This window comes from Agarivorans aestuarii, assembly GCF_019670125.1.
Taxonomy (GTDB): domain Bacteria; phylum Pseudomonadota; class Gammaproteobacteria; order Enterobacterales; family Celerinatantimonadaceae; genus Agarivorans; species Agarivorans aestuarii.
On record NZ_AP023033.1, the window covers coordinates 4,188,753 to 4,202,172 of the forward strand.

At 44.6% G+C, this 13,420-nt stretch carries 15 protein-coding genes; 4 read left to right on the forward strand and 11 right to left on the reverse strand.

The window, feature by feature from the left end; all coding sequences use genetic code 11:
* The 4 genes from K5609_RS19370 to K5609_RS19385 form a co-directional block, all read right to left on the reverse strand.
* Complete coding sequence (locus K5609_RS19370; RefSeq protein ID WP_221075049.1) at positions 1-465, reverse strand: GNAT family N-acetyltransferase; 465 nt, start codon at positions 463-465, stop codon at positions 1-3.
* Positions 466-551: 86 nt separating this feature from the next.
* Entirely contained in the window at positions 552-956 is a 405-nt protein-coding gene (locus K5609_RS19375; protein WP_220720076.1) for a GNAT family N-acetyltransferase, read from the reverse strand.
* A gap of 376 nt (positions 957-1,332) precedes the next feature.
* Positions 1,333-1,770 (reverse strand): GNAT family N-acetyltransferase, encoded by a 438-nt coding sequence (locus K5609_RS19380; RefSeq protein WP_221075050.1) that lies wholly within the window; start codon positions 1,768-1,770, stop codon positions 1,333-1,335.
* A 157-nt stretch (positions 1,771-1,927) separates the two neighbouring features.
* Positions 1,928-2,470: a DUF1993 family protein gene (locus tag K5609_RS19385; protein WP_221075051.1), complete on the reverse strand. Its 543-nt coding sequence runs from the start codon at positions 2,468-2,470 to the stop codon at positions 1,928-1,930.
* Positions 2,471-2,557: 87 nt separating this feature from the next.
* On the opposite strand from K5609_RS19385, the gene K5609_RS19390 reads away from it, so the two are divergent.
* Positions 2,558-2,797 carry a hypothetical protein gene (locus tag K5609_RS19390; RefSeq protein WP_221075052.1) on the forward strand — a complete coding sequence of 80 codons (240 nt, stop codon included), beginning with the start codon at positions 2,558-2,560 and terminating at the stop codon, positions 2,795-2,797.
* A gap of 70 nt (positions 2,798-2,867) precedes the next feature.
* On the opposite strand, the gene K5609_RS19395 is transcribed toward K5609_RS19390, so the two are convergent.
* On the reverse strand, positions 2,868-4,223 hold the full coding sequence (locus K5609_RS19395) for a DUF4397 domain-containing protein (RefSeq protein WP_221075053.1): 1,356 nt from the start codon (positions 4,221-4,223) through the stop codon (positions 2,868-2,870).
* A gap of 598 nt (positions 4,224-4,821) precedes the next feature.
* On the opposite strand from K5609_RS19395, the gene K5609_RS19400 reads away from it, so the two are divergent.
* Positions 4,822-7,041, forward strand: a complete 2,220-nt coding sequence (locus K5609_RS19400; RefSeq protein WP_221075054.1) for a glycoside hydrolase family 3 N-terminal domain-containing protein — start codon at positions 4,822-4,824, stop codon at positions 7,039-7,041.
* Between the two features lie 61 nt (positions 7,042-7,102).
* Here the strand turns inward: K5609_RS19400 and K5609_RS19405 are convergent, their stop codons facing one another.
* From K5609_RS19405 to K5609_RS19425, 5 genes are all read right to left on the reverse strand, one after another.
* On the reverse strand, positions 7,103-7,630 hold the full coding sequence (locus K5609_RS19405) for a DinB family protein (protein ID WP_221075055.1): 528 nt from the start codon (positions 7,628-7,630) through the stop codon (positions 7,103-7,105).
* 147 nt (positions 7,631-7,777) lie between these two features.
* Positions 7,778-8,227 carry an inner membrane protein YiaA gene (gene yiaA, locus K5609_RS19410; RefSeq protein WP_221075056.1) on the reverse strand — a complete coding sequence of 150 codons (450 nt, stop codon included), beginning with the start codon at positions 8,225-8,227 and terminating at the stop codon, positions 7,778-7,780.
* A 126-nt stretch (positions 8,228-8,353) separates the two neighbouring features.
* Positions 8,354-9,160, reverse strand: coding sequence for a DUF2145 domain-containing protein (locus K5609_RS19415; RefSeq protein WP_221075057.1), 807 nt, complete (start codon positions 9,158-9,160; stop codon positions 8,354-8,356).
* A gap of 29 nt (positions 9,161-9,189) precedes the next feature.
* Positions 9,190-9,570, reverse strand: coding sequence for a hypothetical protein (locus K5609_RS19420; RefSeq protein WP_221075058.1), 381 nt, complete (start codon positions 9,568-9,570; stop codon positions 9,190-9,192).
* Between the two features lie 35 nt (positions 9,571-9,605).
* A complete protein-coding gene (locus K5609_RS19425; RefSeq protein WP_221075059.1) occupies positions 9,606-9,911 on the reverse strand; it encodes a hypothetical protein in 306 nt (101 codons plus the stop codon).
* A gap of 113 nt (positions 9,912-10,024) precedes the next feature.
* Here K5609_RS19425 and K5609_RS19430 point away from each other — a divergent pair, with 113 nt between their 5' ends.
* Entirely contained in the window at positions 10,025-10,774 is a 750-nt protein-coding gene (locus K5609_RS19430) for a helix-turn-helix domain-containing protein (RefSeq protein WP_221075060.1), read from the forward strand.
* A gap of 68 nt (positions 10,775-10,842) precedes the next feature.
* Positions 10,843-12,210, forward strand: coding sequence for an alpha/beta hydrolase (locus K5609_RS19435; RefSeq protein ID WP_221075061.1), 1,368 nt, complete (start codon positions 10,843-10,845; stop codon positions 12,208-12,210).
* Between the two features lie 3 nt (positions 12,211-12,213).
* Here K5609_RS19435 and K5609_RS19440 read toward each other — a convergent pair whose 3' ends face one another.
* Complete coding sequence (locus K5609_RS19440; RefSeq protein WP_221075062.1) at positions 12,214-13,353, reverse strand: GGDEF domain-containing protein; 1,140 nt, start codon at positions 13,351-13,353, stop codon at positions 12,214-12,216.
* Positions 13,354-13,420: the final 67 nt, after the last annotated feature.

The window sequence follows — 13,420 nt, forward strand, 5'->3', positions numbered from 1 at the left end:
CTAAATAGGAGCCAAGCTTTTGCTCATAAACTTACTGTAAGGATCAAGTTGGTAGTTGGCAAAAGGGCCGCAAAACTCAAAACCAAAAGACTGGTAAAGAGCCCACGCTGGCGCAAACGCGGCCATAGAGCCAGTTTCTAAACTCACTTGCTGATAACCACTTTCTTGGGCGTCTTTAAGAATATGTTTTAGTAACCCAGCAGCCACGCCTTTACGCAAATGTTTACTGGCAGTGCGCATAGATTTTAACTCTGCATGCTTGGCGTCAAGGTGCTTTAAGGCGCCACACCCTGCTAGCTCATCTCCCAACCAAGCACACCAAAACTTCACGTCCTCAGCTTGCAAACCGCTCACATCCAATGCATGAACACTCTCTATTGGAGAGTGGCGCAACATGTCTTGGTGGTGCTCTTCTAGCAATGCAATGACTTGCTCGCCTGTTACATCGTTTAAGCGTATATCCACTGACTATTTCCTAATAACTCAACAAGCCATTAGCATTGAATATATAGGCTTAGATTTCAATCCAATTAACAGTAAGGTGCTGCTGTTTAGCGTTCCATATAAAGGTTTGGATCAGAGATTTGATTAAAACCAAAACCGCGATAAAGCTCATGAGCGTCTTTAGTTGCAAGTTTAAAGCGGCGTACGTTTTGTAATTTTGGGTGAGCCATAATGCGGTGCATCATGGCCTTGGCTAAGCCTTTTCCTCTATGCTCTTCCAATACAAAAATATCGGCTAAATAAGCAACGGTTGAATAGTCAGAGACAACTCTGGCAAAAGCTACTTGCTGCTGTTTAAGGTCAAAAGCGGCAAAACACATGGAATTATCAATCGAGGTTTTAACCGCTCCTTTAGAAATCCCCTTCGCCCAGTAGGAGCTCACCAACACTTCATGAATAAGTGCTAAATCGAGCTGTTCTTTATTAGTACCAACATAGTATCCCTGTTGCATGCTCAGCCTTCCCTGATTAACCCACCCACAATGATTGGCGTAAATTTAGTCAGCAATAAGCCAAGCCTCAAGCCCCTCAGGGTAACGTTTGGTAACTTTGCCAGCAGCATTTGTAACAATTTAGTAACATTCATTCTAAACACCTACAAGCTAAGGCTCTACAGCGTGCAAGAAAAAGATAAGCAAGATCGACCAGATACTCACTGACGCTAAAAATGTGATTTAGATTTGTACTCTGCTGCCGTTTAACATCAGTTAATGCAACTAGCCTCGATAGCTTAAAGGCTGTAGTAAAGAACAAAAACGCCGCAGAAAGCAGCGTAAAGTAGATATTAAAGACAAGTCGCAGCAACAGGCGACTTCAACATAAGATTTGTTAGCTTTGAGGAAGCAAGTAGAAGTTTGGCTGCCAGCGTTCCATATGTATTTCCGGATGGGCTAACTCGGTAAAACCGAACTGCTGATAAAGACCATGTGCGTCTTGGGTGGCTAACTTAAAGCGGCGAATCCCCTGCAGCTTGGGATGAGCCATAATGCGATGCATTAATGCCTTAGCCAAACCCTTACCCTGGTGTTCTTCTAAGACAAAAATATCAGCTAAATAGGCGAAGGTGCTGTAATCGCTAATCACCCGAGCAAAACCAACTTGCTGTTTTTGATAGTTATAAACAGCAAAACACAATGAATTATCGATGGATTGTTCAACCGTAGCGCGAGGAATACCTTTAGCCCAGTAAGACTTAGTTAATACACTATGAATCAGCGAGATATCTAACTCTGCTTGGTTAGTACTTATAAAATAATCTGGATGCATTGACGAATGTCCCCCTGATTGCTCTTGCGCGCCTTTATCTCAAATAATCTACCGATTGTATTACGCTAACACAAGGTTTTAAGGCGTATTTCTTGCGGTTTACGAAATAATCATTAGTCAATTACCAAATTACTCATATTTTTTTGAAGTGACTGTTTTAAAAGCTAAAACCTGCAGGGTATTGATGATAGCCATCAAAATTCTGCTTACTTAAAGGCATGCCGTGCTGACGTAAAATCGCATAGCTCATCGTGTAGTGAAAAAAGAAATTTGGCAGCATATATTGTTGCAGGTATTCACTTGGGCTTAGCGATAATTTAGCAAACCCAGCCTGAGTAGAAATATTGCTCGGGGTGCTTTGCTCAAATTGTTCAGCTTTTAACTGCTGCAAACACCTTACACTGCTGTGCAACTGCTGCTGCAAACTCTGACAAGAAATAACCTCTGGGCTTAAGTTTTCGATATCTCGGCCTGCTAAAGGCAAGCAAGTTCGTAAGCTAAAGCCAATGGCTGTGCTCATTTGCTGGCCTAAGGGAAACATATCGTCGGCAAGTTTGGCGGCCAATAATTGTGCTTCGCTTAGGCCCTGTTGCTTGGCAAATAACTGCATATCGCTAAGCAATTCATCCAGTTGATTTAAGTAGCGTAAAAACACTGGTACCGATAATTGATAAAGATTATTGGATTTGAGAGCTGTCATGCTGTTCGTCCTTAAACTAAGCCTATGTTATAACGGGTTTGGAAATGATAAATCAAGGTGAAACTAAGCTTGTTAGTTTGGAATAAAGTGAAGAAGGCACTAGCAAAACTCGCTGTAGAGCAACAGCGAGTATGGATTATTTCGCGTCACGATAGCTTAAGCCATCAAGATATTTATCCGCTCAGTGAATCAGATTTAGTGGGTAAAAACTGGCAACAGCGTGGATTTTCCCATAGCCATATCAACCAGATCGAAAGACTAAAACGCGGAGCCTTAATAGAAGTACCTCAGCATGCTGATTTGGTAACGATCACCCGAGTTAAATAGTCGCTTTCGATTACGAGCTAAAATAAAAAAAGGCCTTTCGGCCTTTTTTTGTTAATTAAAAACTTTGTTTTTAAGGTGCCATGGTATCTACGTTCAACACTAAGTCACTAAAGTCATCGGTGGCTACTGCAGAGTAAACTCCACCGTTCTCGATGGTAGCCATGGTCTCAATGGCTGGCGAGTAAGTCATATCACTGGCTAGGATTACTGCGAAGGTATAGGTTCCACCTGGCACGTTCAATACTGCATTGTCTTTGAAATCTACACCAGCCAGTACTACGGTGTCTGCGCTAAAGTTGCCATCGGCAGAAGCGTGAATATCCACTAAGCCTAAACCACCAGCGGTTGGGCTTGCATGCACTACACGTACTTTTGAGTAAAGTGCTACCGAGCGTAAGTCTTCACTAATTACCAATGGTTCGATGGTGCTATCAGTAACCGCGTTTAGTTTACCTACCGCATAGATACTGGTTTCTGCGCCCGCATCCAACATCACTCCTGGGGCATCAATTACCACTAAGCTGTTGTCGGCGCTGGCAGCCACACTTAAGTCGTAGCTGGCTGCAGGTAAATCGCCACTGCGAAACTCTTTAAAGGCAATACCTGTGAATCCAGCCACTTGAGCACCGCTCGCTAGTACATCCACCATTGGGGCATCATCTACAGCATGAACCACACGAATATGACTAGTCTCACCCATGTCTCGCACAACAGATACTGCACTGCCATCCGCCAATAATAGGTTTACTGGCGATACTGAGCCCATATCGCTGTTTGGCACCGCGGTTAGCATTAAGTCACTACCGCCCTCCAAAGCCACTTCGCCGCTATCAAATACTACGGTTTTGTCACCGGTTGGAGTAATGCGAATTCGGTAAGTGTCGGCAGGAACTGTTACCGGTAAATCTGCACTATCTACTTTGAATTCTAGGTTAGTGATGGCCGCATCAACACCTGTAATATCTGCCATTGTAGAAAGGTAAATGTCTACTCCAGCCACATCTGGATGACCGTGCAATACATCAAGGCGAACACTGCCTGCATCCACCGCGTCACTGCTGCGGCTTAGCACTACTGGCTCGATAGAGGCTGCGTAGTTAAGCGCAACAATGTCGTACTGCATATCTGGAGAAAACTCTAAGTTTGCAGCTATCACTTCAGCATTATCGCCAGGTAAGATGGCGTCAACGCTAATATCATAACTACCAGATGCAACCGGCACCCAAGCACTGCCTTGACGGTAATCCACCATGCTTAGTCCGGCAAAGGTTTCGCCATTGGCTTTAACTTCAACCATTGGCGCGTCGGCGCTTGCATGGGTTACGCGAACTGATGACATTGGGGTTTCAACGTGGTCGTCATCACTTCCGCAGGCTGCAAGTAGTACAGCTGAGCTTAGTAATAGACCTGATTTGGCAAGTTTCATGTTCTTTTCCTTAAGTATCTCTGTAGTGGTATCAGCCATAGAAACGCCAAGGAAATAAAATAAGATCACAAGAAAAACTGAGGTTTTTTTAAACGAAATAGAAATATTGAATATAAATAAACATAACAAAGATGAAGAGATGTAAATCTAAGACATTGAAAATAATGAGCTTAAACCAAAGTAAAACTGGCCGATTAGACAAGCCGCAAGTTGTAACAAAAATGTTACATCTTGTAGCTGGTGAGACCACGTCGGATTATCTAGGCAACAGAGTTGCTGGTCGTTACAGAAAAAAGCCAAAGCAAAACTTAATTTTTAACCCTCGCTAAGCTCTAAGCGGCGATAGACCATTAGACTAAAAATCCCTTATCTAATTAGTTTTTGTTGTAACGAAAAACAGCTGCAGCTAACTACGAATGTTAACTAGCCCTCAAAAGCCGAAGCAACTCTCATGAAACCGCTTACTTTCAGCTGAATAAAGGGCTAAGTTCACTAAAATAAGCAGCATAGTAATAATGTTCAGCGTATTGCTCGGCGAAACTACCCGCCAAACGCTGAGTGCATTTAGAAGTAAATAGTTAATCAGAGGACCAGCCGCATGTCGCTGCCATATACCAATCCTTCGCTCAGCGTGGCCGAGCGAGTAGAAAACCTGTTGTCGCTAATGAGCGTGGAAGAAAAAGTGGGGCAAATGTTGCAGTTGCCCGCCAACATGCCAGAAAACCTCGACAAGCTTGAGAGCTGGAATGTCGGAAGCTATTTGCACTGTACTGGTACCATGGTTGAAGAATTACAGCAGCGTGCCGCCAAAACTCGCCTTGGCATTCCGCTTATTTTTGGAATTGATGCTATTCATGGCCACTGCTTTGAAAACAACGGTACGGTGTTTCCTACCCAACTGGCATTGTCTTGCGCTTGGAGCAAACAGCTAAGCCAAAGCATGGCGCGTGTTACTGCGATTGAAACCCGCGCTTGTGGCCTGCATTGGACATTTTCACCGGTATTATGTGTTGGCCGTGATAGCCGTTGGGGTCGTATAAACGAAACCTTTGGTGAAGATCCATGGTTAATTGGAGAGCTAGCCGCTGCTGCAGTGTATGGTTACCAAGGTGATAACTTAGCCTCAAACGAAACTATCTTGGCTTGTGCCAAACACTATGTTGCCTATGGCGAAGCCACCGGTGGCCGCGATGCTTACGAGGCCGAAGTCTCTCCTCGTAAGCTGCTTTCAATATTCCTACCGCCCTTTGAAAAAGCGGTAAAAGAAGCCAAAGTTGCGACATTAATGGTGGGTTACCAAGCAATCGACGGCGTACCTTGTAGTGCCAACAGTTGGTTACTACGCGAAGTGCCTAAAAACCAGTGGGGAATGGACGGCTTTATTGTTACCGATTGGGATAACATTGGTTCATTGCACGACAAACAGCGAGTAGCAGAAGACTTACGCCATGCTGCAAAAATCGCGGTTGAGTCGGGTAATGACATGATCATGACCACGCCGTCATTTTATCAACATACCATCGACTTAGTTAAAGATGGCGAGCTAGATATAGCCTTAATCGACGACGCTGTATCGCGCATCCTTAAATATAAGTTTGAGCTAGGTTTGTTCGAAGATTTCCGCTACACCGACCTAAGCAAAAAAGACCAAATATTAGGTAACGCAGATCACTGGCAAGCAGCATTAGAAGCCAGCCGCCAATCGCTGACCTTATTACAAAATAACGGTATTTTGCCGCTGTCAGATAGCTCTAAACCTAAGATCTTGTTATGTGGCGCCAATGCCGATGATGTTGTTGCACAGCTGGGCGACTGGTCTTTTGGTTCTATGCAAGCAGGCGCAGCAGATGATAGTTATCACCAAAAAGACGCCATTACCTTACGCCAAGGTTTACAAGCCGCTGCTGATGCCGGGCGTTGCGAACTAAACTATGTACGCGGTGCAGCGCCAGCCGAAGCCGAGTTTGAAGAAATAGCCAATGCAGTAAACGCTGCCAACAACAGCGACATCATCGTTGCCTGTGTTGGCGATACACTTAGCCAGCATGGCGAATTTCACGACCGCGCCGATCTAGATTTAAGTGGTCAGCAACAAGCGATGCTAGAAGCCCTTAAAGCCACTGGTAAACCGCTAGTTGTGGTATTTATGGCCTCTAAACCACTTACCATTGACTGGGTAAAACAACACGCCGATGCCATTGTTTGTGCCTTTAACCCTGGCGCGAAAGGCGGCCAAGCCCTTAGCGAACTGCTATTTGGCGAACTAAACCCTAGCGGTAAACTCACCATTAGCTTCCCGCAACATGTGGGTCAATCTCCGGTTTACTACAACAAATATGAAGGCTGGCACGCCCGTCTATCGGAGCGCACCGACAATCAAGAACGTTATATTGATATGCCTTTATTGCCTCTATTTAGTTTTGGTGAAGGCATTAGCTACAGTGAGTTTAGCTATAGTGATCTCACCGTTGACACCCCTTGCCTAGCTGCCAACAGCGAGCTAAGCCAAGGAGAGGCACTAAAAGTATCGGTAAATATCAGCAATATTAGCCAGCGCTCAGGTGTCGAGATTGCACAGTTATATATTCATGACTGCGCTGCTTCGGTCACTGTTCCAGTGCTGCAGCTAAGAGGTTTTGAGCGAGTTGAATTAGCCCCAGGTGAAACGCAAAAGGTTGAATTTAGCGTGCCCTTTGCAGATTTAGCCTTAATCAACGCGCAACTACAAAAAGTGGTAGAGCCGGGTGCATTTAAAGTATTTGTTGGGCCATCTTCTAAAGCAGAAGATTTGCTTTCAGCCGACTTTAAGGTGGCCTAAAACAAAGTCAGTGAATGTAAACTGAACCAATATAAAGCCTCTTAAGCTAGCTTAAGAGGCTTTATGCATCTGGGATCTGCAATAATAAATCTGTCACGCCAAGGTCAATTCCAGATTGATTCAACAAAGTTGAGATTTGACCACGGTGATGGGTTTGATGATTAAAAAAGTGCAGTACTAACAGCTCGAAGGGCTTGTTCTGCACCTCTCCTTTACTGTTCTTATAGCTTAAAGCTTGCTGCAAGTGGCTCGTTGTAAGCTCTTCTGCAAAAGCAATAATCACTTCATCCATCTTAAAGCGCGCTTCTCTTAAACTAGCGAAGTCTTGATAGAGGATTTCATCCAAGGCCTTAGGTCGGGTTAATGCCGATACTGACTGCAAACAGTTAAAGCCATCAGGAAGGCTGGCAAAGCGCTGTAACCACAAGGTATCGCCCACCAAAATGTGGTTTAGCGTGGCAAAAATAGAACCGAAAAATGCCTTTCTATCTTGCTTTAACTCCTGCTCACTCAATTGAGCAGAGCAAGCATAAAGTTGGCGATTCATTACTTGGTTATATTGCGCCATTAAGGCAAAGGCTGTGCTCATTGTCATTCCTTTTTACTGCTGCCGTTAACTAACAACAGTGCGTATACGGCTTAGTTAGGATGGGTTTATTCAAGCAATGGTGAGCCAGTAAGGCACTGTTAACTAGGTTTAGCAATGTTAACAGCGCTTACAAGCGGTAACTCAAGGCTATAGTTCCTCTTCTAATTCAGCTTCAATAGCCTTATTTAGTTCATCATCAGCAAAATAGGCCATGTCACGGGTATTCTTTTGAACGGCAATAGCAGCAAATAAACATAGGGCATAGGCCATCGCATAAAAGCCCTTTTCACTTAAGGCTAACGTTGCGTTGAATAAGCCAATACTTAATAGCGCAACAGCTGCAGCTAATGAAAACCAGCTTAGGCCGTAGTAAATCGCAGTTACTTTAATGCCTTCTAGCTTGTCACGTACCGATTTCTGTAAAGACACTGAAGAATACAGCCCAAATAATAACAAAGTGAAGTAGTAACCCTTTTCGTTTAACTGCATATCAGCATTCCACAAACCTATCAGATAAGCGCCCGCGCCGAGTACCAAGGCCGCCCAAGAGGCACCAATAAAGGCTGAAGTTGGTTTTGGTAAAGTTTGCTGTTTCATATCGTTCATGTTCCTTAAGTTTAACCGCTTAGAATTGCTATCTAGTTGATTAATATACCCTAGTTCTTTTTCTACTTGGCTCATATTCGCTCCCATATTGAATTTATTAAGACCTTGGTCAATTAATTACAACAGAGGCTTGTAAGCATCGTGCTGGTATAACACCACCGAATGCTCCAACAACTGCTTCTCTTCTAAGTAGCGCGCAATGCTAGTAAAGGTGGCAGTTTGTGGCTTGCCAGGGTGATCTTTGGTGGTAACTTCCTCTAAAAACAATCCGCCCATAAACAACTTAAAACGGTTTATCTTAATCGGCTGAGGGTTAAAGTCTGACTTAGCTAACCACTTAAGCTCTTCACGATTGGTAGTATCAAAGATGCTGGCATTTAGCATATCTAAAGTATGCTCGGTACAGTTTTGAAACTGTTCGTCAAAAGGGTTGGCTAATACCGAGTAATTTGGGTTATGTACCACATGATTACCACCATTGTTTATCAGCGCTAATAAGCCCGCTTGCACCTCTTTATTAGGAATAATAATGCCAGCCTTTAAGCTGTCGGCTCCCCAAAAGAAGTCCACCGGATAATCGGTCACCAAGCTGCTGTGGCCTAAATCCCCCTGGTTTTGATAAAGATTATAAATTGCATAACCTTTGGTGGTCTCGCCAGAGTCGAGAGTAATATTTGAGTACACAGCCAAGGCAGTGTGAGTAAACTGTACCCCTTTGGGTAAATCTTCCTGCGGGCGACCTACTCGACCAATAATGAATACGTTGGCTCGGTGTTTAGCTGCATACTTTTCTACTTCTTTAGAAAATTTGGCAATGGCTTCAGGCTGATGTTTAGCATCTTCAGCCGGCGCGCTGCCAGCGTAAGTGGCAGCACTCGTTACGGTAAAAACTGTGGCAATAATTAGTTTCTTTATAGTTTTCATGAATATATCCCTATGTTTATTATCTTGGCTTATTGAATGACGATGATGTCGCCGATTTCAAAAGGTACAGGCGCTCCTGCCTTCTCTGCTATACCTGCCGCACTCACTGTTGCAGTGCTCCCTACCACCGCAACCGATGCTGCAGGAACCGCTACGGAAGCGCCAACGGGACCACTCTCTGCGGCACTTTTACCAACTTGGCTACCAACATTTGTACTTAAGCCACCAACTAACATTACCGGCGTAGTGGCAGCACTCACGGCTACTTGACCACTGCCTTTTAGCCCTGTAGAACCCGCTAAGGCCGAATGCTTGGCTGATTGATTAAAGTTCTGGCCCGACTCGGTAGCTACAACATTTAAGCTAGTAAGGGCGATAGAGGTGATAAAAACTGATTTCCATAATTTCATTTGATAATTCCTATGTTGTAATAGCTAAGAGCAGATTAGTGGGCAGCGCCAACAATAACTTCGTCGCCAATTTCAAAAGGCACTGGCACATTGGCTTCTTCAGCAATATGTTGCGTACCACGGGCCACTCCGCGGCTTACTTCTGCTACGCCACCACTTACCAACATAACCGGAGTAGCTACCGCGCTAACCGCAACTTGACCACTACCAGCTGCTCCAGCTGAAGCTGCCAGTGCAGAATATTTTGCAGATTGACTTAAGTTTTCGAGAGACCCAACAGCTACAGCATTCAAGCTAGTAAGGGCGATAGAGGTGATAAAAACTGATTTCCATAATTTCATAATAATTCCCTGCTGGTTAAGTTCGCATAAACCATAAAGTCCAGGAAATTCAGTGTAAACGGCGCTGTATTATGTTTATTATGAATAAACACTAAGTATAGTATTTGTATACCATGAGCCAGTTAAAGCAGATCCGCGACACCCTTAAACAAGTTTTTCGCCAACAAGGTTTAACCTATAAAGACGTTGCTCAGCGCTTAAATATGAGTGAAGCCAACGTAAAGCGTATGTTCTCTACCAATAGTTTCTCTTTAGAGCGTTTAGAGGAAATGTGCCACATTGTTGAACTCAACCTGATTGACTTGTTTCTACTGGCAGACCAAGAAAAAGAGAAACTTACCCACTTAACACGTGAACAAGAACAAGAGCTTATCGACGACCATAAACTGTTTTTGGTGGCGGTATGTGTAAGAGATTCCTGGACCTTCGATGAGATAATTCAGCGCTATGACTTAAGCGAACATGAATGCATTCGTTTAATGGCGCGCTTGGATAAACTTAAAATGATCCAACTGCTACCAAACAATGCCTATAAGCTACTTATCGCTCAGGATTTTCGCTGGCTGCCGAATGGCCCGTTAGAGCGCTTCATGGAACAAATTGTACTGGCCGAGTTTATGAACTCACGCTTTAACGGCGACGATAGCTTCCGCTTTTACCTACGTGGCCACTATTCACAAAGCTCTATTGAGATTATTTTACGCAAACTTAATCAACTAACTAAAGAAGCCGCTACGCTCAACCAGCAAGATGCCTCGCTGCCGCTCGATAAACGTCGCCATACCGGCATGTTGTTAGCGCTGCGGCCATGGGAGATTTCAATATTTGAAAAGCTGGCGCGGGATACTAATAAGGCTAGTTAAAGCCACCTCATAGACATAAACTATTTAACACTATCACCCAAGGTGAACCAAAATATTAAGGATGAGTAATGCTTTGTTTAACCGACCTTTTTCGTAAACCCGCTAGTTTATTGCTAGGGGTTGTAAGCTTGGGCATTAGCTCATTGAGCATGGCACAAGACTTCACTGAAAACTGTGTAAACATTAACTCTCAGCAGGAATTAATTGAGCAATACATTGAACAAGCTCCCTATCGCCAAGCTCTTCCCAGTAAAACCGCTACCTTTTCTTATTCTCAAGATCAAAGCTACCAAGCCTATTTAGATTATGCCCAGAACCTGATTGCTCAACGCAACCCACGGGCAATGATGAGCTGCCCGCTATCTAGCCAAAGCTATCAGTTACTCGCCAAGCAACAACAGTGGTTAGGCACGCCGAAAGTGCTACAGCTTATTGCCCCCTTTGAACTTAGCCACACCGATAACAACAAAGCCGTGTTGCTCATTCACGGCTTAACCGATTCTCCTTATCATTTTCACGATTTAGCCTGGCATTTTTACCAACAAGGTTACGATGTAAGAACACTGCTACTTCCTGGCCATGGCACTGCGCCTTCAGATTTGGTCAAGGTCACTTATAAGCAATGGCAGCAAGCGGCTGATTATGCCATTGAGCGCACCGCAAAAGACTATCAGCAGGTATACCTAGGCGGATTCTCTACCGGTGGAGCGCTAATTCTTAACCACCTTTTGGAACAACCAGACAATAAACCAGCCATTAAAGGCGTGATGTTGTGGTCTCCTGCCTCGCAAGCCAGCAGCGGCGTAGCGTGGATGGCAAAATATGTTAGCTGGTTAAGCACTTGGTTAGATAAAGAAGGGGACATCGATTTTGCTAAGTACGAGTCTTTTCCCTACAACGCTGGCGCTCAAGTTCATGGCTTAATGAAACGCATGAACAAACGCTTGGCTAAGGCCGATACACTGCCAGATATTCCCTTGCTAGTTGTTGCCAGCGAACACGACCAAACCATTAGCACCGCTGCTACCCTAGAACTATTAAGCCAATGGCAAAGCAAACAAACTGGCGCAGCTAAGTCTGCCAATCATCTAGTTTATTATGGGGAGCAAAGCAGTATTCCAGAAGCGCTTAACAGTAAGGTAATGGTAGAGTTTCCGAGTTGCACTACGGCCTCTTGCTCAGCAGTAAAAGACGTCGCGCATACGGCCACTATTAATGCCCCAAGTAACCCACATTATGGGGAAAATGGTCACTACCGCAATTGCAGCCATTACTTAGCCGATTTACCAAGCTACCAGCAATGCAAACAATCTAAGAGCGTAGTGAAAGGTGAAAAAACCGAGCAAAACTTAGCGCAATATCCGCACTTACAGCGTTTGAGCTACAACCCTTATTATCAGCAAATGCTTCGCAGCATTGAGCTGTTCATGCAATAAACACTATGCCTGCAGGTCAGCGGGCATTTTCATTCCTTCAGGAAGTTGATAATGATTATGAACCTGACGCTGATTACGACCGCTGCGTTTGGCAATATATAAGGCCTTGTCGGCATACTTACACAGCGACGAGAAGTTATGGTCGATGGCTGAGCTAGCTACGCCCACACTACAAGTAAGGTACATAGAACTTAAAGATTCTGGGTGAGCAATCATCTGTTCCTCTAAGTGCTGAACGATTTGCTCAGCTAATAAGCCCGCTTGTTCTTCGCTAATACAGCCGGCTAAAGCAAACTCTTCGCCACCCATGCGCCCCACAACTAGCTGATGGGGTTTCGCCAGGGTATTCAGTAATTCGCCAAAGCGCCGTAAGGCTTGGTCTCCCGCTGCATGGCCCATGCTGTCGTTGAGCAACTTAAAGTAATCTAAATCGCAATACAGCACTGAATAAGCCCGCTGACCACTTTCCGCCAATAAGGCCTCAGCTTGCTCATCAAAGGCATGACGTCGCAAACACAGGCTTAATTGGTCAACATTAGCAATGTGCTTTAACTGTTTACGCTGCTCTATTAACTGGGTAAACACTCCCACTCGGTGACTAAACAGAATAAGCGATACAATGGAGCTCATGCCTAAACCAAATGCAAAGTGCACCACGGTGTCGGTATCTTGCTGCATCTGCATAACTAAGCTGGCCCATACCGCCGAAGCAGCTAACAGGGCCATCAGCAACAAGGTACGCTCCACCATAAATCCGCCCATGGCCACTACTACCAACATCAAGGTACTGGTTTGAATAATGTCATTAGTAAGCACCATGTGGCTTAGTGAATTGCAGAGCATAAGCGCCACAACCACTAGGTGTAAGGCGGTGGTAGAGGGTTGTAATAGCCGCGGCAAATATCGGGCACTGGCATAAATGGCAATACTCGACACCAAAGCCATTCCAGCCAACATCCAGCGATTGAATGGAACCTCGATAACAAACACATGAGAAATGCTTAAAAATAAGTACACCAAGCTCACCACATAGGCCAAACGTAAGCTTTGCGGTAAAGCCAGCTCTTGTAAGAGTTGGTGCTTTTGTTTGCTGTAAGGCTGCAGTAGGCCAGATTTTTTTAGTCTATCGAACAATCCATTCACTCCGACAACTCTCTATTGCTGGTCATGATACTTTAGCAATTATTGAGTTTTCTGCTTGGTAGATCCC